The following is a 23,898-nucleotide window of genomic DNA, read 5'->3' as shown; positions in this document are numbered from 1 at the left end:
ACTTCTGTTCAACCAGCGAAGCATAATTTCTCATCCTTATTGACTCATCTCAATCCACTAAAGTGTACGCGTGGTACTCTAATGTTCGCGACTTGAGCCGCACAATTTTTGTAATCTTTTGTAATGCCTTTGTTATCAGTTGTTGAACGTTTAAAACAAATTAATTTCGATTCACAATAGAATATAGCTATGGAAAACAAAAACCCACCGAAAATACTGGTAGTGGACGACGACCCACGGCTACGTGATTTACTGCGCCGTTATCTTGGCGAACAAGGCTTTAATGTCTATGTTGCTGAAAATGCGACCGCGATGAATAAACTTTGGATGCGCGAACGCTTTGATTTATTGGTGCTTGATTTGATGTTGCCGGGTGAAGATGGCTTATCGATTTGCCGGCGCTTTAGAGGCAGCGATGAGCGTACCCCTATCATCATGCTCACCGCCAAAGGTGAAGATATTGATCGCATTGTTGGCCTTGAAATGGGTGCGGACGATTATCTGCCTAAACCATTTAATCCACGCGAACTAGTCGCGCGCATTCATGCAGTGCTGCGGCGCCAAGCGCCATCGGAATTGCCTGGCGCACCCTCTGAAACGAGTGAAATGTTTCAGTTCGGAGATTTTTCTTTAAACCTGGCAACCCGCACCCTTAGCAAAAATAATCGAGAAATTCCCCTGACTACCGGGGAATTTTCGGTACTTAAAGTATTCGCCCGTCACCCGCGCCATCCATTATCGCGCGAGAAACTGATGGAATTGGCGCGTGGTCGAGAATATGAGGTCTTTGATCGCAGCTTAGATGTACAAATCTCGCGTTTGCGCAAGCTGATTGAACCTGATCCGAGCAGCCCTCGCTTTATCCAGACCGTATGGGGTCTAGGCTATGTTTTCATTCCGAATGGGGCGGCATGATTGATTAGAGCGATAAGGCTAGGCGTATGCGAATTAATCGACACTTGATAGCGCTTGCCTTCGGCGGGCTTTTCTGGCGTACTTTTCTTTTAATTGCGCTTCTGATAGCGCTAAGTGTTGCGGCGTGGTTTCAGATCTTTCGTATGATTGAACGTGAGCCGCGCGCACAGCGCACTGCATTGCAGTTGGTCTCGGTGGTTAAATTAACCCGCGCGGCTTTACTCTATTCAGATCCTGATTTGCGCCGCGCCTTATTGCAAGACTTAGAAAGTAACGAAGGCGTCAGAGTCTATCCACGCGAATTGACCGATCAATACAAAGCTCAGCCAGACCAAACGCTATACCGACTGATAGAAACGGAAGTCCGTCGGCGTCTAGGGCGAGATGTGATTATTGCTCAATCAGTCAATCGCATCCCCGCAGTATGGATCAGCTTTAAGATCGATGACGATAATTACTGGATTGCTCTTGAGCGAGAACGACTGGATAGCGTATCGGGTTTGCAGTGGCTAGGGTGGAGCGTTTTTGCGCTCGCTGCGTCATTATTGGGCGCTGCGTTAATTACGAATCTAGTGAACCGCCCGATTGCGCGTTTAGCAACGGCAGCGCGCCAGGTCGGTTCCGGGCAAACGCCTAAACCATTGCCAGAGCGTGGCCTAGGCGTGGCGGCGGCAACCAACCGTAGTTTTAACCAGATGGTGCGCGATCTTGAGCAGGTCGAAGCGGATCGAGCTCTCATGCTGGCTGGCATTTCGCATGACTTGCGTACACCCCTTGCGCGTTTGCGGCTTGAAATCGAAATGAGTCCATCCGATGACACCATCAAACGTGCGATGGTCGATGATATAGAACAAATGGATCACATCATCGGTCGTTTTCTCGATTATGCTCGTCAAGCTCAGCGCATAACCGTATCGGTTGATCTATCGCGCCTGGTACGTGACGCAGCAACTCGTCTTGCCTTCGAAAAGGATGTAGAGATCACGGTCGACTTAGCCGATACCGCGATCATTGAAGCGGATTTACTTGATATGCGCCGTATCTTAACCAATTTATTGGAAAATGCGCGCAAATATGGGCGTAGCGAAACCGACCGGATTGCGCATATTTCACTCATTACCCGCATCCAGCATGGGCAGATTCAATTAACCGTGCTTGACCATGGGCCAGGCATTCCCGCCGATCAACTGGAACTGGTTACCCGCCCATTTTACCGAGTGGATACTGCGCGTAGTCAGGCTGATGGCACCGGCTTAGGGATGGCAATTGTGTTACGTTTAGTCAGCCGCCATCATGGCGTGCTACGGCTCCAAAATCGTGAGCCGGGGCCCGGGCTTGAAGTCACTCTCACTTTTCCTGCCTCGCGTTTAACCAACCCCGCTGCGAACGGAAGCGGGGTAGAGTAAATTAATCTTCATGGCTGCCTTCCATGGAAAATCTCCTCTAATTACTAAAATTACTTGGCTATTTAGTTAAATACTATTGGATTTTATAATTAATAGGTTTAAACTTGAGACTAGTTGCTTAAGTCACTTTAGGTTCCAATGTATTTCCAACCCACGCACAGGAGTATCTATATGAAAACAGTTGGTGACAAACTCGAAGCATTTTCCGTCGCTGCTGCTAAGCCTGGTTTCAACCACCATGAAGAAAATGGGCAATCAGCATTTGAAACCATCACTGAACAATCTTTTCCGGGTAAGTGGAAAATTATTTATTTTTATCCAAAAGATTTCACTTTCGTTTGCCCAACCGAGATTGTTGAATTTGGTACGTTGGCTAAAGATTTCGCCGATCGTGACGCGGTTTTGTTGGGGGGCAGCGTCGACAACGAATTTGTCAAACTAGCCTGGCGGCGGGAGCACAAAGACCTAGATAAACTCAACCACTACGCGTTTGGCGATGTGAGAGGCGAATTGATCGATCAGCTTGGCATTCGCGACCGTGAAGCTGGCGTAGCGCTGCGTGCAACATTCATTGTAGACCCAGACAATGTGATTCAGCATGTCTCAGTCAACAACCTGAACGTCGGTCGTAACCCACAGGAAATCTTGCGCATTTTGGATGGTTTGCAAACGGATGAGCTTTGCCCATGCAATCGGACCATCGGTGGCTCAACCCTGTAACGTGAACTTACAAAAAAGCTCGTGGCTGCGGGCTTTTTTTAACTAGTGAAGGTTATCCAATGGAATTTTTAAATGCAATCAAGGACTTGATTCCTGATTACGCGAAAGATATTCGTTTAAATATTGATGGCACGATCGCTCGCTCTTCACTGGAAGGTAGCGACGCAATTAGCGTAGCATTAGCGGCTGCGTTTGCGGCAAAAAGCAGCAAAATCGTGGACATCATCAAACACTCGGGTCAATTACCCGCCGCAGAGCAAAATGGCGCCTTAACCGCTGCCGCCTTAATGGGCATGAATAATACTTGGTACCCTTATTTAGAGATGGCTGACAGCCCAGAGCTAAAGGGGCAACCGGCAGGGCTGAGAATGAATGCTTATGCACAGCATGGTGGCGTAGATAAGCGGCGTTTTGAAATGTATGCACTAGCCGCATCAATTGTCGGAAAATGCCACTTTTGCGTCAAAGCGCACTTTGATACGCTGATTAAAGAAGGCATGAGCACTGCGCAATTGCGGGATGTCGGAAGAATTGCAGCGGTAATCCAGGCAGCGGCTCTAGTGATAGTAGCGGAGCAGGGATGAATCAGTTACAATAACTAGCTTAGCCGTAACGTAGTACGCGAGGGTGGCGAAATTGGTAGACGCACCAGGTTTAGGTCCTGACGCCAGCAATGGTGTGCGGGTTCGAGTCCCGCCCCTCGCACCATAAAATCATTATAAATCAACAAATTACGTTTTTGTGGAAGTCATTTTTTACCCCTGATTTCCCCCGATTTCGGATCGGAATGACAACATTTTTCGGCCGGAAAATTCAATGGCTTTTTCTCCCGCTTTCTCATCTGCTGAAAGCATTTAGCGGCCATAGCGACGGACGATCATTGTCTAATCCAAATGCCCCATCTGCTTAGTTACCCACATTGGATGCTCGCCAGCGGATAGCATCATCGAAGCATAGGTATGTCGCGTCTGATAAAGATGACGATAACGTACCCCAGAGCGTCGCATAGCGGTTTGCCAAATACGCCTATTTGGTGGTCGCCCTCCCGGCGTTCATTAGTAGTCGGATGGTGAAACACAGCGTTACTTTCAAGTAAAAAGGTATGGGCTTTTTGCGCGTTTCCACAAATAAGAATGTGAAGGTATTGCTTGAAGAAGGTATCACCCCTACGCCAGGGCAGATTATGGGCGGTACGGCCCAGAGGATTGAAGACAAATTAACCAGCGTGCTCATAGTGGGCGATGCGATTACGTCGGCTCGCCGACGCGCTGTGGAGGACCTTAACCGTGCCGCCTATCATCAGGCTTTAGACCCGATTGAAAAAAATATTCCTAATGAAGTAGGACGTGAAGGAGTCGATACTGTTTCTCGCCAATTATCTGATGCCTGCAATAAATTGCTACCCAACTTGAAGTTTCGCGCAGATAGCTAATTTAAGACTGAAGTCAACGCTTATAACGCCAGTGTCTGTTGGCAGTGGCGAGAGCAGGCACTTGGACTAAGAGCCTTTTATCGGCAGTTACAGAATACACACAAAGAGTTACCATAGAGCTGTAACACCCTGCAATTGATAACGTGTCAACCTACAATCAACATGATTTTCGACCCGAAGTAACTGCAACTTATGGGGCATTCAAACCGACATTAACTAACGTACTGTTGCTAACCAACAGATAAGGCCTCCCCCCAAAATTTTACGCATGGTGAAAAAAAGCGAGCTCGTCTCAGCGTGTGGGCGTTTCACTACACTGCACTTAAGATGACACTTAGCGCAAAAAGTCTTTTGCTACACTCCCTCCTAAGAAAAATAAGCTAAGGAAAAGAAATGGAACACATAGGACGTGCGCTCGGGAACACATTTAGGAGTACCACAGCGACCCGAAAAGTGGCCGATGATTATCATCAGCAAGCGCTAGCGTATCAAAAGCAAGGGAATGAGACTAAAGCGGAAGAGCAATTCCGGCAAGCGCTGGCGATGGGCCAAGAAGCACAGCGGATCAACCCTAAAAAATCAAAAGTATATCGAACCTTGGCGGTTATTTCTCTTGATTATGCTGACTTGCTGGAAAGGCAGCATCGCACCACTGAGGCTAAAGATGCCTATCAGCAAGCCCAAGAATACGCGGATGAAGCCCATAAGTTAGAGCCGAAGCATCCCAAAGCGCAAGATTTGTTGAGGACTGTTAATTCTCAGCACAGCCGATTTTTACGTGCTCAGAGGCAAAGTACGCAATCAGAGAAAGTGCTTCAAGAAACGGCTCAATTAGTTAAAGAAAATGGGACTAAACAAAAAGCTAGTCCAGGTGGATTTCTATCCCCCACAAACAATTCGGCATCTGCAGCGCATCGGCCTAGTTTTTCGTCCGACTCTCTGCCCTTTTCTATTCAAGCGGGTACCGAAGGAAAGCTTGTTGTACAAAACTGCCAAGGTACGATTAATGCTCCGGTCCAGGGCAAAAATAATACGGTCAATGTGCATTACTACTCAGCGAATCCAGAGCTTCTGCCGCACATCCAAGAAATCCATACGTCCGTTGGAGAATTAAAAACCGCCTATCTCGATCGTGTTAAAGAGCAGCAAGCGCTAGAGCTACGCTCGAAGAAAGAACCTCTGGCCATCCTAGGCCAGAATATCGAGGCAGAATATTTCATCGCATGGGAAGAGCCGGGAGAGATTCAGGATGGGCTAGCGATGTATGTCGCCCCACAGGCGACGACTGTTGCGGATAGAAAGACGCTTTTTGATTTAGACGAAGCGGTAACCGCCTTTTTAACGCAAGCCAGTGCTTCTGGACAGAAAACTCAGGTGCTGTTGTTGCGCGGTGAAGCGGGGTCAGGTAAATCGACTTTTAATCGCCATTTAGCACGCCGCTTATGGCGAGACTATAGTGCTGCTTCAGGCGAGCGACCGCTCCCGCTATATATTTCTTTACCGACGATAGATAGGCCCAACAAGAACTTGATCGGCCAGTATTTATCGGATAAATGCGGTTTTTCGCCAGAGCAGATCGACGCATTGCGGGCAAGCCAAAGCTTTATTTTAATCTTAGATGGCTATGATGAAATACCTGCGGAACAGAGGAATTTATATGCGGATGAAAAACTTGATCAATGGCAAGCAAAAATCCTACTGAGTTGCCGGCCCGAGTATTTAACGGACGGCTATAAAAACCATCTGCAACCGCGAGGGCGGTCACGTGTGCTGCTGGAGTATCAGCTCGCGCCGTTTTCAGAACAGTCGATCGAAACCTATATTCATCAGTACGTTAAATATACACAGGCTCAGTGGAGCGCTGAAGCCTATCAAGACACGTTAGCGCGTATTCCCAATGTCAAAGAGCTATTGGGTACACCCTTTTTGCTCAAAATGGCCTTAAGCGTGTTACCGACGTTAGACGAAACTCGGCCCGGTCAATGGGCGTTAACTCGTATCAAACTCTATGAGCAGTTCGTGCACACGTGGTTTGAGCGTTCTCTGGCGCGTTTAGATGCGATTCAGTCTAAATTGACGGAAGCGGAACAGAAGGCTTTGCGCAGTTTAAAAGACGAAAGCTTTATTGAACATAGTCAAACATTTAATACCGACTTTGCGTTAGCCCTGTCTGAAGCTAAAACCACAGTGGCGGAATATTCAGCGGTCGCTCGCAGAGGAATGTCGCAGGATAAACGATATGAGATATTTCTGAGCAATAAGGCTGAGGAAAAGAACTTACTGCGTTTTAGCGCTTTGTTGACTCGCCAGCAGCAACAATATCGCTTTATTCATAAATCGATCCAGGACTATTTAGTGGCGCGCGCGGTGTGGGAAGAGCTGGAAAACTTCCCGGATTTAGGGTCATCGAATCATTCTACGCCGTTAAACTGGGTAGGAAAGGTGCGGGTGTTATGGGAAGCGCTCAGCCCTTCTGTTCAAGTGGATGCTGCGGCCCTATTGAATAGATTCAATGTGGTGGAGGATTTAGCGATCCAGCGCTTTTTGGTCGAACGAGTTCAACACAATGGGGGGCTGCTGAAACCGCTGTTAGCGTGGATCAAAGCGTCCACGAGCCAGAATAGCGTGCGCATGGCTGCAGCGAATGCGATCACGATCCTGGTTAAAGCGGGGGTGCAGTTCAATGACATGGATTTAAAGGGAATCCAGATATCCGGTGCAGATCTGAGCTTTGGGGTATTTGATTCAGCGCAGTTGCAAGGGTCAGATTTAAGCGAGGTCAATTTTAGGAATAGTTGGCTTCGCCATGCGGATTTAAGCGCAGCCCAGATGGCTGGGGTGCGATTTGGTGAATGGGCTTATCTCCGAGAGGAAAGCAGAGTGAATTCCTGCGCGTATTCCCCGGATGGGAAAAACTGTGCGGTAGGGCTTGCTAACGGCACGATCAGCATCTATTCAACCTCAAATTGGGAAAAAACCTACACCTTAGAAGGAGATACCTCCTCTGTTAGTAGCGTGGTGTATTCGCCGAGTGGTTTGCAGCTCGCCTCGGGGAGTGAGGGCAATACGGTGCGTCTATGGGACGTGGAAAGCGGAGTGCCTGGTCATACCTTAGAAGGCCATACCGACGGTGTTAGTAGCGTGGTGTATTCGCCGAGCGGAACGCAGCTCGCCTCGGGGAGTGATGACAATACGGTGCGTCTGTGGGACGCGGAAAGCGGCGCGACTGTGCACACCTTAGAAGGACATGCCTCCGCTATTACTAGCGTGGTGTATTCGCCGAGCGGAAGGCAGCTTGCCTCGGGGAGTCATGACCATACGGTGCGTCTGTGGGACGCGGAAAGCGGCGCGGCTGTGCACACCTTAGAAGGACATACCGACTCTGTTTGGAGCGTAGTGTATTCGCCGAGCGGAAGGCAGCTCGCCTCGGGGAGTGGTGACAATACGGTGCGTCTGTGGGACGCGCACAGCGGCGCGTCTGGGCACACTTTAGAAGGACACACCGGCCCTGTTTTTAGCGTGGTGTATTCGCCGAGCGGAAGGCAGCTTGCCTCGGGGAGTCATGACCATACGGTGCGTCTGTGGGACGCGGAAAGCGGCGCGGCTGTGCACACCTTAGAAGGACATACCGATGCTGTTTTTAGCGTGGTGTATTCGCCGAGCGGAACGCAGCTCGCCTCAGGGAGTTATGACCAAACGGCGCGTCTGTGGGACGCGGAAAGCGGCGCGTCTGTGCACACCTTAGAAGGACATACCCACTGGATTAATAGCGTGGTGTATTCGCCGAGCGGAACGCAGCTTGCCTCGGGAAGTGATGACAATACGGTGCGTCTGTGGGATGCGCACAGCGGAGCGGCTGTGCACACATTAGAAGGCCATACCTCGGTTGTTAGTAGCGTGGTGTATTCGCCGAGCGGAACGCAGCTTGCCTCGGGGAGTTATGACACGACGGTGCGTCTGTGGGATGCGCACAGCGGCGCGGCTGTGCACACCTTAGAAGGCCATACCTCGATTGTTAATAGCGTGGTGTATTCGCCGAGCGGAACGCAGATCGCTTCGGGGAGCCATGACAGTACGGTGCGTGTGTGGGATGCGGAAAGCGGAGCGGCTGTGCACACCTTAGAAGGCCATACCATTGGCGTTAGTAGCGTGGTTTATTCGCCGAGCGGAACGCAGATCGCTTCGGCGGAGAGTTATGACAACACGGTGCGTCTGTGGGATACACAAAGCGGCGTATCTGTGCACACCTTAGAAGGACATACCGACGCTATTACTAGCGTGGTGTATTCGCCGAGCGGAACGCAGCTCGCTTCGGGGAGTCATGACAATACGGTGCGTCTGTGGGACGCGGAAAACGGAGCGGCTGTGCACACCTTAGAAGGACATACCGACTATGTTTTTAGCGTGGTGTATTCGCCGAGCGGAACGCAGCTCGCTTCGGGGAGTGGTGACAATACGGTGCGTGTGTGGGTCGCACACAGCGGCGCGTCTGGGCACACTTTAGAAGGACACACCGGCCCTGTTATGAGCGTGGTGTATTCGCCGAGCGGAAGGCAGCTCGCGTCGGGGAGTTTAGACAATACGGTGCGTCTGTGGGAGGTCGCTTCGGGTGAGTGTCTAAGAGTGATTCAAGATTTTACTGAGGCGGTCTTAAGCGTAGCCTGGAAAGCGACGCCGGAGAGTTCTTATCTGTTGACAGGCAGTGGTGATAAGTTGGTTCGTCAGTGGGAGCTGATAGGAGAGGAGGATGGAGTTCATACGCACCTGCGTTGGATGTCACGACCGGATAATAAGCTGATGGTGAAGGATACGTTATTGGAAGGAGTGGTTGGGTTAAGCGAGATGAATCGAGCGCTGTTGAAGCAGCGTGGTGCCAATGATGGAGTTGTCTTGTCGGATTTAGCGTGAGAGAGGATGAATTAAAAGTAGGGTGTTAACAGGGCGTAGCGCAAGATCACTCAGGGATTTTGCGCTACAGAATCACTGTGTGATTTACAGACAGATAACTTACCTTAAGTTTACGCAATAAATTAAGAATGACAGCTTTGCGCCAACCTATGCCCGAAAACCCTTATGGAATATAGGTTTAATGCGGGTTCGAGTCCCGCCCCTCGCACCATAAAAGTAAGCGGTCAGCCGGACCACTGTTGACAGGTTATAAAGGAGGCGGTAAAGGGAGCAATTCGTCGATTCGCCGATGAGGCCAAGCAGGTAATTTTTCCAAAGTGTCTTTGAGCCATGCAGCGGGATCAAGCCCATTGAGCTTGGCTGTGGCAAACAGACTTTGAATCGCAGCGGCGCGCCGACCCGCACGTTCAGAGCCTATAAAGAGCCAATTCTTGCGGCCCACGGCAATGGGACGGATGATATTCTCTATGGCGTTATTGTCTATGGGCAGGTTGGCCGAATGGGCAAAGCGGGATAGCGCCTGCCAGCGTCTTAAACTGTAGTCGATCGCCCGCGCCAGCGCGCTGTTATCCGCTACCGTGACGCGAGTCTCCAATAGCCACTGATGGTAGGTCTGGAGTTTTGGAATCGTTTCTTTTCGCCGTAAGGCTTCGCATTCACCAGGACTGGCTCGCGCCCGTTTTTCAATTTCATAGAGTTCGCCAATCATTTCCAGGGCCTGCTGGGCAAGGGGAGATTGATTGGCAGCATAGAGATCAAAGAATTTTCGTCGTGCATGCGCCATACACCCCACTTCAGCGATGCCTTTGCTGAATAAGGCTTTATACCCTTTAAAATCATCCACAACCAGATCCCCTTGCCACCCTTGCAAGAAGGTCTGTGCATGACTGCCTGAACGACTCAATTGATAATCAAACACCGCAATCGGTGGCCCAGTGTCCAGATCATTGCTTCGGTAAGCCCACAGATAGGCACGTTTCGTTTTACCTTTGCCTGGATCAAGTTGGGCCACAGGGGTTTCATCTGCATGTAAAACAGCGCGTTCTCGCAATAATTCTGCCAGGCGCTCTGCCAGCGGCTGTAAAGCAGCACCAGTCTGTCCTATCCATTGCGCCAGACTTGAGCGCGCTAAATGGACGCCTTGCCGCTCTGCAATAGCTTCGAGCCGATACAGAGGCAAATGGTCCAGATATTTGCTGGCGGTAATCCAGGTGAGTAAGCCCGGTGAAGCCAGGCCACCGTCAATAATCGCAGCAGGCACTGGCGCTGCACTCATCGTTTCGCAGGCGCGACAGGCATATTGCGGGCGGATATGCCGATGGACAAAGAAGCGCGCAGGTTCCACATCCAGCTGTTCGCTCACATCTTCGCTTATTTTGACCAGGGCTTGGCCACATTGCGCACAGTCGCACGACTCAGGTTCATGCCGATGCTCGATACGCGGCAGATGCTCTGGTAGGGCCTGACGGCCTGCGCTTTGCCGTGGCGTGCGGGAGCTAGGTAACAGATGCTCAGTGACCTGTGCTTGTATTTCCCCTAAATCGGTTTCCCAGGTCTCTTCAAATAGTGAGCGCTGTTCTGAGGTCAAAGCTTCACTTTTATGGCCGAAACGCAGCCTTTTGTGGTGCGCCAGCTCAAGGGTCAGCGCTTGTATTTTGAGCTGAGCCAACCTTAGCTCAGCCTGTATCTTGTCGGTCTCATTTTGCCAGTGCGCGCACCGCGCAGCCAACCACTGTTCGGCGTGTTCATTCAGCTTAAACGGGGCAATCTCGGCATCCAGATTCATGCCAGGATTCTATCTGTTTTTATCGCTTCGTTGGGCAGTTTTGATGGACTGAACTACACGTGCCAATGGGCAGGCGCCGGCGCGGGAGCGTGTCAGAAACTTTGTGTGAAGAGGAATTCATCTGATAATAGAAGTAATAAAAAAGGAATCCTATGACAAAGTTAGACGAAGGACTATTAGATAAAATCTTAGAAGGAGTAGATCCGTCGAATCCGCAATCGCTATTTACAGAGGCCGGGTTATTTGGTCAGCTAAAAAAAGCATTAGCAGAGAGAATGCTGCAAGCGGAATTAGACCATCATCTTGCTCAAGAGCGGAATGCGGGAGAAATAAAAAGTAACTATAAGAATGGGAGTAGCAAGAAGACAGTATTAGCGTCTCAGGACAAGATAGAGTTGAATATACCTCGAGATCGGGAGGGGAATTTTGATCCACAATTGATAGCGAAGCACCAAAGACGCTTACCTGGGTTCGATGATAAGGTGATTTCCCTGTACGCAAGGGGTTTACCGGTAAGAGAGATCCAAGGGCATCTGACGGAACTTTATGGTCTAGAAGTCTCGCCAGACCTAATCTCAAAGGTGACCTCAAGCGTAATGGATGAGGTGACTGAATGGCAGAATCGTCCGTTGGAGTCCGTGTATCCGTTGGTATTTTTTGATGCACTGCGAGTGAAGATACGGGATGAAGGCAGCGTAAAGAATAAAGCGGTTTACCTGGCGCTAGGTGTAAGACCCGATGGCCTGAAAGAAATTTTAGGCATCTGGGTAGAGCAGACTGAAGGGGCAAAATTCTGGCTTAGGGTGATGACAGAACTCAAAAATCGGGGCGTGACGGATATCTTGATTGCTGTAATAGATGGGCTCAAGGGGTTTCCAGAAGCGATCACAGCCGCTTTCCCGCAAACGCAAATTCAGACCTGTATTGTCCATTTAATACGGAATAGCTTAGAGTTTGTGAGCTGGAAAGACCGCAAAGCGGTGGCGGCAGAATTGAAAACGATTTATCGAGCCACGACCGAAGAGGAAGCGGCTCAAGCGCTTGAAGCCTTTGCCAATGGCCCATGGGGCCTCAAATATCCGCCCATTGCTTCAATTTGGCAACGTCATTGGCAAGAAGTTATTCCGTTTTTTGCCTACCCCCTGGAGGTTCGTAAAATCATCTATACAACGAATGCCATTGAAAGTCTGCATATGCGCGTGCGTAAGGTGATTAAAAATCGAGGCCATTTCCCTAACGACCAAGCCGCTATTAAATTAATTTATTTAGCCTTGCGCAATATCTCTAAGGAGTGGAAAATGCCTCCGATTATATGGCGAGCAGCTAAAATTCAATTTGCCATCTTATTTGGCGACCGATTTACTGTTTCTTTAGCATGAGACTGTAATTTCTTGGTGAGGCTTCCTCGCACACAAAAATAATGACAGGCTCCGGCGCGGATAAACGTTGCCAATCTATCCCTTTCGTTAACCATTCCCACTGCGCTTGCGTTACCGTATACGTCGCTTCTCCTACACGCGGCCATATAAAGTGGCCTCGGTGCAAGCGCCTCTGACATAACCATACTCCGGTCCCATCCCATATCAATAGCTTTAAGCGTGTACCCCGACGATTATGAAACGCATACGCCGTCCCGTCACATGGCTTTTTGCCTAGCCCCTGTTGGACTCGTTGCGATAACCCGTCTATCCCTAGGCGCATATCTACTGGCTCTACCGCTAGCCATACCTGGCACAGTTTCAGCATCCTCCCAGCTCTCGCAACAACTGACCTAGCCAATGCGGACAAACCTTCGCCGGCAATTCCAGCTGCCATCTGTTGACTGCCCGCAAAATTAAATTTGACGAAGTTTCTTCCACCTGTACTTTGACTGGCACCCAGCTCAAACCTTGCTTTGGCTTAGCGGGCAAACCTCCGTCCTTACGTATCTTGACCACCCAATCTTTGAATGTATTCAGTTTCAGTCCCTGGGCCGAGCAGTAGGCCGCTTGGCTTTGACCGCTTGCTTTCCAATTCCCCACATGGCTTGCCCAATCTTTTCGCTTTTGTAATCTTGTCTCTTCTTTCATTTATCTCCCCTCAAATTTAGGGAGATTGCTACAGGATAATGCCTGGCTCAAGGTGGGTGGGATGGATGCTTACCCATAAAATCATTATAAATCAACAACTTACGATTTTATAAAAGTCCCTTTCTGAGCTAGATCGTCAATCGTGGGCGCCATAGATAAAGTCATGCAATGTAGAATTGTTGATAAAATTTTTGTGCAAAGATAGCGCGAGGCAGATATCCAATCCTAGAATGTCTACGCTGTCGGTTATAAAAGAGCTCTATATATTCGCTAATGTCGTTGTGAGCGTGCTCACGAATTAAGTATCGTCGGTGATGGACAAGCTCATTTTTAAGCGAGCCCCAGAAGCTTTCCATTAGGGCATTATATAGCCATTGCCTGTGCGACTCATAGAGGGTTGCATTTTGAATTGTCGCGCCAGTTTGGATACACCAAAGTACGCTTAAAGGACTGGGGAAGAATACGCACAGATCATCACATTATTTGCCTTGAGTAATCTGTGGATGGCGAAGAAGAAAATGCAGTCTGCTTAGAATAAATCCGTCCTCTGAGCTTTTATACAGAGGCTCAGAGCCATACTGACCTTAAAATATTCCTCTCAGTTCTTATTTTTTAGAACATCACTCAATTTAATGCTTTTACTGCATTGATTTGAGGATTATGCAGAGATTCCTTATGATTAAAGTGATTATGGCCGTTCTTATCGGCATGCAGACCAAATGATCTAGATGCTGTTGATGCTTACCGCTTGCTGCCACGCCCCAGCTTAGGCAGTCGGGTTGTGCGTGACAATAGCTGGAGAGGGCAATTAGAGCAGCACCTCTTTGGCTGGTATCATCACTACTTTTGACAGTACGGAAAGGTAGGCTAGATGGTATTTTTCATGGTATTGATCGCCAGGCACCAATCCAAACTCATGCCACTACTGGTGTTTCCTCTGCCGTTGTTAATTGAGAGGGCAAGAACCAAGCTTGCAGGAAACGATGGCTTACCCTATAGCCTGCAAGTCGCTACGAACGATCTCCGATTTAGGCTAGAAAAATTACTCTTAACATTGAAGAGGCAATATGTTTTGCGGTAGCAATCTGCGGTTGTAAATATGATGGTGCCTTACACTGAACAGGATGCGCATTTTATGGCGCTGGCTCTTGCCGCTGCGCGTGAAGCGCAGGGAAGCGGTGAAGTGCCGGTAGGGGCCGTGGTTGTGTATGATAAACAAGTGATTGCAACGGGGTTTAATCAGCCGATCGGCCAACATGATCCATCTGCGCATGCTGAAATGAATGCACTGCGCGCTGCAGCGCAGGCGCTTGGCAATTACCGTTTACCCGAATGTGAGTTATATGTAACGCTCGAACCTTGCTTGATGTGTGCCGGGGCGATCATCCATGCGCGGATTGCGCGTGTGGTGTTTGGCGCATACGATCCTAAAACTGGGGTAGGGGGTAGCGTGTTAGATGTATTTGCTAATACGCAGTTAAATCATCAGACCAAAATCAGCGGCGGTGTGCTGGCTGCAGAATGTGCGCAATTATTGATCGGTTTTTTTGCGGATCGAAGGTGCGCATTACGTGCTGCGCGCCGGTTAAAGCAATGAACAAAAATTTTAAAGTAAGTTTAGTCGCGCCATCCAATTATCCGCTAGAGACGAGCACTGTGCGCCGTGGGCTTGAGCGTTTGCGCGCATATGGTTGCGTTGTTGAGCATGCGGAAGCTGCACAGCGACGTTTTCAGCGGTTTGCCGGCACCGATGAGGAGCGCGCGGCTGATCTAAATCGATTGATTGATCCGACGCAGGTGCGCCCAGATATTGTGCTGGCGGTGCGCGGCGGCTATGGGGCCACGCGGATTTTACCTAAGCTAGATTACGCCGGGCTACGGCGCCGCTTTGTCGGCACGTCAACGGCATTTGTGGGTCATAGTGACTTTACGGCAATTCAAATGGCGCTGTTGGCTCGTTCCGGCTTAATCACATTTGGTGGGCCGACTTTATGCAGCCACTTTGGCGCTGAAACGATGTCTGAGTTTACTTTGCATCATTTTTGGCAAACCCTGGAATCTGCGCAAATCCAGGTAACCAGTAATGTGCGTCAGGCGCAGTCGGTCGCAGTCAGCGGCACGCTTTGGGGCGGAAATTTGGCGGTGCTTGTATCCTTAATTGGCACGCCGTATCTGCCGCAAATCGAGGGTGGCATACTGTTTATTGAAGATGTTAACGAGCATCCGTTTCGCCTGGAACGGATGGTGTACCAGTTACATTTTGCTGGCGTGCTGGCCCGCCAGCGGGCACTGGTGCTCGGTGATTTTAGCGGAATTCGGCTGGCGCCGCATGATAACGGCTACGATTTTATGGCGATGGTTGAGCAGATGCAGGCCGTGATTGGCATTCCAATTGTGACCGGTTTGCCGTTCGGGCATTGCGCTGATGTGGTGACCTTGCCGGTGGGCGCGCCTGCGCAGTTGGTTGCGCAGGCGCAAGGCTTTACGTTGACGGTGAGTGACTATCCACATTTATAAAAAATTTGGCATGTCAAGTAAGAAATTTTTTTCTGCGACTAGAACGTAACGGCTACAGCAGTGGTAGAATCCGCGTTTCACTCCTGCCGGGGTGATGAAATTTGGTAAACATAGCGGACTTAAAAATTTGAGTGCCTGACTGGAAACGGTCAGTGTAGAACCCTTCAAATTCGGTGAACCCCCTGGCGCATGCGCCGAGGCAATGCCGAGCCAAGTCTTTTGCGCCGATTTATTGATAGACGCAAAAGAAAGGTGTAGAGACTAGACGGAGGGCGCCTACTGCGCGTAAGCGTTAGGGCGAAGGCATAGTCCAGCGCACAAACAGCAACTATGCTGGCGTTTAAAGACGTAGTGTGAAGAAAATCCGCCGCCTTCGGGCTTGCCGGTTCGAGTCCGGTCCCCGGCACCAAGTACTCTTTATTCTATAAGCTTATCTGTGATATTTGGCGGGAAATAGGCGGGATAGTCAACCGGTGAATACCGTTTCCACCATGCTTAACCCTGCTGCTCTGTAATCCATTCCGGTTCAATCTGCACCGTCTGGATTGTCCCGAATCGATGGTCCTATTGGGCTTGTTACCGATTTCTTAAATTGGCGCGTACTATGCTACTTCCAGAGTCGCCCACGGCCGGTTCAATTCATTTACTCTCATCTCTATCACTCAAGCGACAACGCACATGTTGAAAAAAATGGGTCTTGTGTCGCTAGCTTTGGGGTTATCCTGACGAAAAGATGATTTGGCGGTATGTTCAGTATCACAAAGGTAAGCTGGTTACGTCGACCAAAGGCTTTAATCTGGCCTCCACGGATTAAAAGGCTCTCGCTAAATATATAAAAATCAAAGAGTTAGGCTAAAATCGGTTCCGCAATTATCCCGTAAACAGGCGATTTAGGCCTTTAATGGGCTTGACTGCCCTCTTTTTTGCGGAACGAAAATAGTGAATTTTCAATGCTAGAATTTGCTTAAATCCGAGTAAAAACAAAAACTGGCTCCTGCGGCCTAACTTCTACTTTTAAGTCCTCTTAAAACGCGGGGATGACTAACGATCAAAGAGGGATCACCAGCATGTTTCCGATTAATTCAAACAAAAGCACTCTGTCTTTCTTAGCGTCCCATTTCCCCAATTTGTTAAATACGCCGGCACGAACGAATTCAACCCAGGTGGCCTATGATGCAGAGATGCAATCTGCTACACAAATTAGTACAGGCTTAGTGAATATCCCAGTGAGTGGTTCGAATCACCAAGTGAAGTTCATTACCATGGAACAGGTTTAGACCTCAAGCTTTTAGAAACTCTAATACGTCATCAAAACTTTGCCTTGCAACCTAACACGGCCCCCTTAGCTAATTTGGGTGAGAACATTGAAACAATGCGAAAGAATTATTTATCGGGTTTGCAAAATGACGCAACGGTAAAAGATGCGCTGAATCTGTATGTGGCTCCCGAAGGTAAAGTCGTGAACAGTGGCGAATCGGGCGAACGTTTTGATTTAAATGGTACGCTCAAAGCATTTTTAGAGTCGGATAAAAAAGTCTTTTTACTGTTAGGTGAGGCCGGTTCAGGAAAATCGACGTTTAATCGCTATTTAGCCCGCGATTTATGGGAGAGCTATGAGCTGGAGGATAGGAAAGAGGATGAGCGTATTCCAGTCTTTATCCCGCTGACGACGCTAGAAGATCCAAACAAAAATCTCCTGACTGAATATTTTACTGAGGAAGGCTTTTCAATAGAGCAGATCCAACAGTTACGTCAAAAGCGTCGGTTTATCTTTATTCTGGATGGCTATGATGAGATTAAGCACCGTCAACGGGCATTTTATACGGATAACAAGCTCGATAAGTGGGACGCTAAAGTAGTAATCAGTAGCCGCCCCGAATATTTAGGGCCAAGTTATCAAAGCAAGTTTTATCCGTCCGGTCAAGTGAAAGTATTTGAAGAATGTGAGCTAGCTCCATTTTCTAAGGCTGCAATTAGAGGCTATGTAGAAAGCCACGTCAAACATGCTCAAGTCTCTAACTGGAATGCGGCTCAGTATCAAAGTGCTTTATCGCATCCAGACTTACAAGCGCTGATAGGCAATCCATTTTTACTAAAGATAGTGCTAGACGTGCTGCCTTCGTTGGACTCAAAAGAAGGCTCTTCTAATCGAAATTCGTATACTCGAGGCGCGCTTTATGAGCAGTTTGCGAAGAACTGGTTTGCCCGCTCGCAGAGTCGATTACAAGGAATTCAGTTAACTGAAGAAGAGCAAAAAACCTTTAACCGCTTAGCGGAAGAAGACTTTATTAAGCACGGCATTCATTTCAGCCAAGAATTTGCGCTTGCGTTATATGAAAAACAGGTGCTGGTAGCGACATATTTGACAGAGAAAGCAAGCGAAGGGCAAGAATGGGGTGCTTTTTTAAGCAATGGTGACGAAAAGACGCGTCTCTTACGGTTTAATGCGCCGTTATCGAGGCAAGGAGACCAATATCGATTTATCCATAAGTCGATACGGGATTATTTTGTGGCAAGAGCGTTGTGGGGTGGAACCGAGAAAGGAATAGAGAGGGGGCAGCTATTAAATCAGCTCCCGCTGGTGAAAGATGCAGCGGTATTGCAATTTTTATCAGAGCGGGTGCGGCAAGAGTCGGAGTTTAAAGCAGCGCTGTTAAGTGTGATTGAGTGCTCAAAAGAAGATGGGGATTTTGGTGTAGGTGCGTCGAATGCAATCACGGTATTGGTGAGAGCAGGGGTGTCGTTTAAAGGAACGGATTTAAAGGGCGTCCAAATATCGGGAGCGGATCTAAGTTTTGGGATGTTCGATTCAGCGCAGTTTGAAGGGGCGGATTTAAGAAATGCGAATCTTCGCAGAATTTGGTTGCGTGAGGCGAATTTAAGAGGCGCGCAGATGTCCGGAGTAAAGTTTGGGGAATTGCCTTATCTCCAGGAAAGGAGCGAGGTGTTGTCGTGCGCGTATTCACCGGATGGTAAGAGTTACGCTGCAGGACTCGCAAGCGGTGAGATTAGCGTGTATACGACTTCGAATTGGGAAAAAATCTATACCTTAGCAGGCCATAGTGCTAGTGTTTTGAGCGTAGTGTATTCGCCGAGCGGCGCGCAGCTAGCGTCGGGGAGTTATGACAATACGATCCGAGTGTGGGATGCGGCAAGTGGAACCGCGGGCCTCACTTTAGAAGGCCATACTGATGGTGTTTTGAGCGTAGTGTATTCGCTGAGCGGCGCGCAGATAGCGTCGGGGAGTTTAGACAGTACGGTAAGGCTGTGGGATGCCCAAACGGGTGATTGTCAAATTCTCATTCAGGATAGTGGTCCAGTGAGAAGCCATGCCTGGAAAGAGACCTTCGGTGTTGACTATTTAGGGATAGGCAGTACTGATAAATCAGTACGGCAATGGGAGTTAAAAAAAGAGGAAGGGGAATATAAGGCGCATTTGAGCTGGGGTACGGGGCAAAATTTTTTGACGGTAAGAGGGGCGTTAATGGAAGGGGTAGTAGGGTTAAGCGAAATGAATCAAAGATTGTTAAAACAGAGAGAGGCAGAGTTAGCGTAAATTTGATAAGTGTATGTCATGCAAGAGTAGGAAGCTTTAGCAATGGAAGCGCGTAAGCGCGCAGAGTGTAATGAGTGACGCGATCTGGCTACAGAGTTCTAATTTCCTTGTATGAGGTATTTTAAGGCTCGCTGGTAGAGTTTCAATTACTAATAGAAATATTGGCCGGATCGCTGGTTCCCGCTATAGCAGGAAGCTACTGGCGTTATAGGGGTATATATTTGCATCTTTACGTATGTGTAAAGTTGTAAATTGCAATTCTTTGTGAGCATGCTGCAACTGCTGATAAAAATGTCCTCAGCCTGAGCGCCTGCTCGCGCCATTGCCGGCAGGCGTTAGCGTTGAAGGCGATAGTTTCTGTAATCTTAGCAAGTAAGTCCTTGGAGGGCCTTCAGTCAAATCTAGAATCTAGATAGAAGTAAAAATAGCGGAATCGCTTTCAGAGTTTCCGATATTGCCTATGATGTCGTAACGTGTGGCAGATGAGCTTTATCCAGCGGAAATGAAATTTTAGACATTAGTGAGTGAGATGCTCACAGGTAGATAAATGTGAACTCTATAGAGGAGAATAACTAACATGTTGCCGACTGGCCTAAACCAAACTCAACCTTCTTTATCTTCGTATTTTTCTCAAATCTCTTCGGCTTTTTCGAGCGCGGTACGGACCCATTCAACAGATAGGTCTTATGAGGCCGCGGGATCTGTCATGCAAATTAACTATGGCTTGATTAATATCCCAGCTGTTGGTTCGCATAACGAAATTACAGTGCATTACCACTCAACGGGCTCAGATGCTCAATTATTACGAGAAATCCTGAGACCACTGCAAAGTATGGCGATGCAACCGAATAATGCACCGCTCGCTAGTCTAGGTATTGAGGGGTTGCAGAAAAAATATTTAGAAAGCCTGCAAAAAGACAGAGAAATCAAAGATGCGTTGGCAATGTATGTTGCGCCGGAATGCACTTCAATTGCGAATATAAAAGAGCGTTTTAGCTTGGAAGAGAGGGTAAGAGATTTCTTAGCTTCAAAAGAAAAGAAAGTACTGCTTTTGTTGGGCGTAGCGGGTTCTGGTAAATCAACGTTTAACCGGTATTTGGCGCGAAGCTTATGGGAAGCATATGACAAAGAAGCCAATAAATCTGGTCAGACACCCATTCCATTATTTATTCCGCTATCGAGCCTGAAGGAGCCGAATAGCAATCTTATTTCGGAGTATCTAAAAGAGGAAAAATTTACAGAAGAGCAAATAGCTGATTTAAAAGCGAATTATCGCTTTATTTTTATTCTAGATGGCTATGACGAAATTAAAGACAGAACCCGTCTTTTCTATGTTGAGAATGAACTGGATGAATGGCACGCCAAAGTAATTGTTACTAGTAGGCCAGAATATTTGGGCGACCGATATGAACGCCAGTTTCACCCAAAAGGTCAGGCATATCTGCTTCAAACTTATCAATTCGCCCCATTCTCTGATTTATCGATTGAAGAATATGTAAACAAATATAAGAGCACATACCCAGAATTGGGAAAGAGTGTTTCAGGGTATGGAGAAATTCTAGGGCGATCTGAAGTCAAAGAGCTGATACGCAATCCATTTTTACTCAAGTTGTCCTTGAGCGAATTGCCAGCTTTGGCTGAGAAATACAAGGATAGCAGCCAGCGTATAACCCGACTTGCGTTATATGACCAATTTGTAGAGGGGTGGTTTGAACGTTCACAAGATCGCTTGAGCGGTATCCGCTTGACAGATAAAGAACAAGAAGCATTTGATCATCTGAATAAAGATTTCACTAAATATGGAGCAGAGTTTAGCAAAGATTTCGCAGTAGCCTTGTATCAAACTGGGTTGCCGCATGTAACGTATCTGGCACAGCCATCGTGGAAGAGAAATTCTACACAGGATTGGTGTGAAAAGTTCTTAAATAATCGTGATGCAGAAACAAAATTATTACGCTTTAATGCGCCGCTGATCTGCCGAGACGAACAATATGAGTTTATCCATAAGTCAATTCAGGATTATTTCGTAGCGCGGGTGCTATGGGAAGAGCTCGGCGCTCATGACAAGATTGAGCGTTCTTCGTGGCTCAATACATTAAATATTGTGAAAGATCCAGCGGTATTGCAGTTTTTAGCTGAGCGCATGCAACAAAAGAGAGAATTGAAAGAGCATCTTTTAATGCTGGTTGAACAATCTAAAGGAAAAGAAGGAGCTCAGTTTGAGAGAGGAGCGGCGAATGCAATAACGGTGCTAGTCAGAGCGGGCGTGCAGTTTAATGAGGCAGACTTAAAGGGCATTCGGATACCTGGAGCAGATTTGAGTTGTGGAGTATTTGATTCAGCGCAATTGCAAGGAGCAGATTTAAGCGAGGTGAATTGTCGTCAGGCATGGCTGCGTGGAGCGAATTTAAGCAAAGCGCAGATGACTGGGGTGAAATTTGGCGAATGGCCGTATTTGCAAGAAGAGAGCTCGGTAACATCGTGCGCGTATTCACCGGATGGGAAAAACTACGCGGTAGGTCTTGGTAACGGAAAGGTCAGCGTGTATTGGACTTCGAATTGGGAAAAAATCTACACTTTAGAAGGGCAGACTACCACTGTTACTAGCGTGGCGTATTCGCTGAGCGGAGAGCAACTAGCATCGGGGGGGTGGGATCGTATGGTTCGTCTGTGGGACCCGCAAAGCGGAGCCTTGGTTCACACCTTAGAAGGCCATACAGAGATCGTTACTAGCGTGGCGTATTCGCCGAGCGGAGCGCAGCTTGCGTCGGGGAGTAAGGATAATACAGTGCGGTTGTGGGAAGCGGAAAGCGGAGCCCTAATTCACACCTTAGAAGGTCATATATATGATGTTAGTAGCGTGGCGTATTCGCCGAATGGAACACAGCTAGCATCGGGAAGTATGGATTATACGGTGCGACTGTGGGATGTGCAAAGCGGGGCTCTGGTTCACACCTTAGAAGGTCATATATATGGTGTTAGTAGCGTGGCGTATTCGCTGAGCGGAGCGCAGCTTGCGTTGGGGGTAGTTGGTAATATGGTGCGACTGTGGGATGTGCAAAGTGGGTCCATGGTTCACACCTTAGAAGGTCATATATATGGTGTTAGTAGCGTGGCGTATTCGCCGAACGGAGCGCAGCTTGCGTCAGGTAGTCAGGAGGGGGTGGTTCGTCTGTGGGACCCGCAAAGCGGAGTCCTGGTTCACACCTTAGAAGGCCATATAAGCAATGTTACTAGCGTGGCGTATTCGCCGAGCGGAGCGCAGCTAGCGTCGGGGAGTTTGGATTGTACGGTGCGGTTGTGGGACTCGCAAAGCGGAGCTTCCATGCCCTCCCTAGGGCATACTTTATGGGTTACTAGCGTGGCGTATTCGCCGAGCGGAGCGCAGATCGCATCGGGCGGTTGGGACAAGACGGTACGACTGTGGGAAGCGGAAAGCGGAGCCCTAGTTCACACCTTAGAAGGCCATAAATTAGGTGTTAGTAGCGTGGCGTATTCGCCGAGTGGAGCACAGCTTGCGTCGGGGAGTTCGGATTGTACGGTGCGGTTGTGGGACTCGCAAAGCGGAGCACTGGTTCACACCTTAGAAGGCCATACAAGCCTCGTGGATAGCGTGGCATATTCGCCGAGCGGAGCACAGCTAGCGTTGGGAGGCGTGGATAATACAGTGTGGCTGTGGGATGTGCAAAGCAGGTCCCTGGTTCATACATTAGAGGGCCATACAAACAATGTTAGAAGCGTGGTGTATTCGCCGAGCGGAGCACAGCTTGCGTCGTCGGGGAGTAGAGATAATATGGTGCGGCTATGGGATGTGCAAAGCGGGTCCCTAGTTCGCATTTTAGAAGGCCATACAGGCGCTGTTAATAGCGTAGTGTATTCGCCGAGCGGAAAGCTGGTTGCCTCGGGCAGTTCGGATAAGACGGTGCGCTTGTGGGAAGTAGAAAGCGGGGCGTCGGTTCGCACTCTAGAAGGTCATACAAGCTCTGTTAAAAGCGTGGTGTATTCGCCGAGCGGAGAGCAGCTAGCGTCGGGGGGTAATGACAAAACGGTGCGGCTGTGGGAGGTTACCTCGGGTGAATGTCTAAGAGTGATTCAAGGATTTAACGGAGATGTTAATAGCGTAGCCTGGGAAGAGACGTCTAAGGGTTCTTATCTGGTGACAGGTAGTGCTGATAAGTCAGTGCGCCGGTGGGAGGTGAAGAAAGAGGGAGAAGAGTATAAGGTGAGGCTGTGTTGGAGTAAGGGGCCAGGATATTTGACAGCGAGTGGAGCGTTCCTAGAAGGAATAGAAGGGCTAAGTAAAGTAAATGAGAAGCTGCTAAAGCAAAGGGGAGCGGTAACAAGTAGAGAATTGTTAGAATGAAGCGGGAGGAAGGTGCAAAATTGGTTATCAAAAAAGGGATGATGAAAGCATTTTATCGATTTAGAGAGTGTGCGGCTGCTGTTGGGTGAGCCTGTCAGATATTAATGAGATGGGTCCCCCCCACAGTCTAAACTGTTAAGTTAGTGGGGAATTTTACGGAGAATGTAATGAACGCCTCCCACCAGTCTGTAGGGCGAATGGAATAGGACCCTCCAGGCCGACGGCA

Annotated in this window: 15 protein-coding genes, 1 tRNA gene and 2 pseudogenes; 13 read left to right on the top strand and 5 right to left on the bottom strand. The window is 48.7% G+C overall.

Going from position 1 to position 23,898, the window contains the following annotated elements; translation table 11 throughout:
- Positions 1–189 precede the first annotated feature (189 nt).
- From ompR to MCB1EB_RS07125, 5 genes are all read left to right on the top strand, one after another.
- Positions 190–915: an osmolarity response regulator transcription factor OmpR gene (gene ompR / locus MCB1EB_RS07145; protein WP_026921943.1), complete on the top strand. Its 726-nt coding sequence runs from the start codon at positions 190–192 to the stop codon at positions 913–915.
- Between the two features lie 26 nt (positions 916–941).
- Positions 942–2,321 (top strand): ATP-binding protein, encoded by a 1,380-nt coding sequence (locus MCB1EB_RS07140; RefSeq protein ID WP_045361772.1) that lies wholly within the window; start codon positions 942–944, stop codon positions 2,319–2,321.
- Positions 2,322–2,492: 171 nt separating this feature from the next.
- Positions 2,493–3,041 (top strand): peroxiredoxin, encoded by a 549-nt coding sequence (locus MCB1EB_RS07135; protein ID WP_026921942.1) that lies wholly within the window; start codon positions 2,493–2,495, stop codon positions 3,039–3,041.
- Between the two features lie 59 nt (positions 3,042–3,100).
- Positions 3,101–3,625, top strand: a complete 525-nt coding sequence (locus MCB1EB_RS07130; protein WP_045361775.1) for a carboxymuconolactone decarboxylase family protein — start codon at positions 3,101–3,103, stop codon at positions 3,623–3,625.
- Positions 3,626–3,662: 37 nt separating this feature from the next.
- Positions 3,663–3,749 (top strand) — tRNA-Leu (locus MCB1EB_RS07125).
- Between the two features lie 176 nt (positions 3,750–3,925).
- Here MCB1EB_RS07125 and MCB1EB_RS12525 read toward each other — a convergent pair.
- The gene (locus tag MCB1EB_RS12525; protein WP_269471760.1) at positions 3,926–4,048 is read right to left on the bottom strand and encodes a site-specific integrase; all 123 of its coding nucleotides are present in this window, start codon (positions 4,046–4,048) and stop codon (positions 3,926–3,928) included.
- A 95-nt stretch (positions 4,049–4,143) separates the two neighbouring features.
- On the opposite strand from MCB1EB_RS12525, the gene MCB1EB_RS07115 reads away from it, so the two are divergent.
- Positions 4,144–4,473 carry a hypothetical protein gene (locus MCB1EB_RS07115; RefSeq protein WP_045361778.1) on the top strand — a complete coding sequence of 110 codons (330 nt, stop codon included), beginning with the start codon at positions 4,144–4,146 and terminating at the stop codon, positions 4,471–4,473.
- 5,155 nt (positions 4,474–9,628) lie between these two features.
- Here MCB1EB_RS07115 and tnpC read toward each other — a convergent pair.
- Entirely contained in the window at positions 9,629–11,167 is a 1,539-nt protein-coding gene (tnpC, locus tag MCB1EB_RS07105) for an IS66 family transposase (protein ID WP_045366642.1), read from the bottom strand.
- Between the two features lie 152 nt (positions 11,168–11,319).
- Between tnpC and MCB1EB_RS07100 the strand changes: the two genes are divergently transcribed.
- On the top strand, positions 11,320–12,546 hold the full coding sequence (locus MCB1EB_RS07100) for an IS256 family transposase (protein WP_034956854.1): 1,227 nt from the start codon (positions 11,320–11,322) through the stop codon (positions 12,544–12,546).
- On the opposite strand, the gene tnpB is transcribed toward MCB1EB_RS07100, so the two are convergent.
- The 3 genes and pseudogenes from tnpB to MCB1EB_RS07085 all read right to left on the bottom strand — a co-directional run.
- Entirely contained in the window at positions 12,527–12,913 is a 387-nt protein-coding gene (gene tnpB, locus MCB1EB_RS07095; protein WP_126353943.1) for an IS66 family insertion sequence element accessory protein TnpB, read from the bottom strand. The two genes, MCB1EB_RS07100 and tnpB, sit on opposite strands and share 20 nt — an antisense overlap.
- Positions 12,907–13,236 carry an IS66 family insertion sequence element accessory protein TnpA gene (gene tnpA, locus MCB1EB_RS07090; RefSeq protein ID WP_045361781.1) on the bottom strand — a complete coding sequence of 110 codons (330 nt, stop codon included), beginning with the start codon at positions 13,234–13,236 and terminating at the stop codon, positions 12,907–12,909. The genes tnpB and tnpA overlap by 7 nt, the downstream gene beginning before the upstream one ends.
- A gap of 161 nt (positions 13,237–13,397) precedes the next feature.
- Positions 13,398–13,660, bottom strand: a pseudogene (locus tag MCB1EB_RS07085) (integrase core domain-containing protein); the annotation flags it as partial.
- Here MCB1EB_RS07085 and MCB1EB_RS12765 point away from each other — a divergent pair.
- The 6 genes and pseudogenes from MCB1EB_RS12765 to MCB1EB_RS07060 all read left to right on the top strand — a co-directional run.
- A pseudogene (locus MCB1EB_RS12765) lies at positions 13,646–13,769 on the top strand (IS5/IS1182 family transposase); the annotation flags it as partial. The pseudogenes MCB1EB_RS07085 and MCB1EB_RS12765 sit on opposite strands and share 15 nt — an antisense overlap.
- A gap of 566 nt (positions 13,770–14,335) precedes the next feature.
- Positions 14,336–14,833, top strand: a complete 498-nt coding sequence (tadA, locus tag MCB1EB_RS07080; protein ID WP_052393571.1) for a tRNA adenosine(34) deaminase TadA — start codon at positions 14,336–14,338, stop codon at positions 14,831–14,833.
- Positions 14,830–15,753, top strand: a complete 924-nt coding sequence (gene ldcA / locus MCB1EB_RS07075; RefSeq protein WP_045361786.1) for a muramoyltetrapeptide carboxypeptidase — start codon at positions 14,830–14,832, stop codon at positions 15,751–15,753. Before tadA ends, ldcA begins: the two co-directional genes overlap by 4 nt.
- A gap of 1,067 nt (positions 15,754–16,820) precedes the next feature.
- Positions 16,821–17,030, top strand: a complete 210-nt coding sequence (locus MCB1EB_RS07070) for a hypothetical protein (RefSeq protein WP_126353942.1) — start codon at positions 16,821–16,823, stop codon at positions 17,028–17,030.
- Between the two features lie 95 nt (positions 17,031–17,125).
- The gene (locus MCB1EB_RS07065) at positions 17,126–19,309 is read left to right on the top strand and encodes an NACHT domain-containing protein (protein WP_045361789.1); all 2,184 of its coding nucleotides are present in this window, start codon (positions 17,126–17,128) and stop codon (positions 19,307–19,309) included.
- Between the two features lie 577 nt (positions 19,310–19,886).
- Positions 19,887–23,672, top strand: coding sequence for a WD40 domain-containing protein (locus tag MCB1EB_RS07060; protein ID WP_126353941.1), 3,786 nt, complete (start codon positions 19,887–19,889; stop codon positions 23,670–23,672).
- Positions 23,673–23,898 lie beyond the last annotated feature (226 nt).

This window comes from Mycoavidus cysteinexigens (assembly GCF_003966915.1).
GTDB lineage: Bacteria > Pseudomonadota > Gammaproteobacteria > Burkholderiales > Burkholderiaceae > Mycoavidus > Mycoavidus cysteinexigens.
The sequence above is the reverse complement of the archived record's forward strand: the minus strand, read 5'-3'. Positions and strand labels throughout refer to the sequence as shown.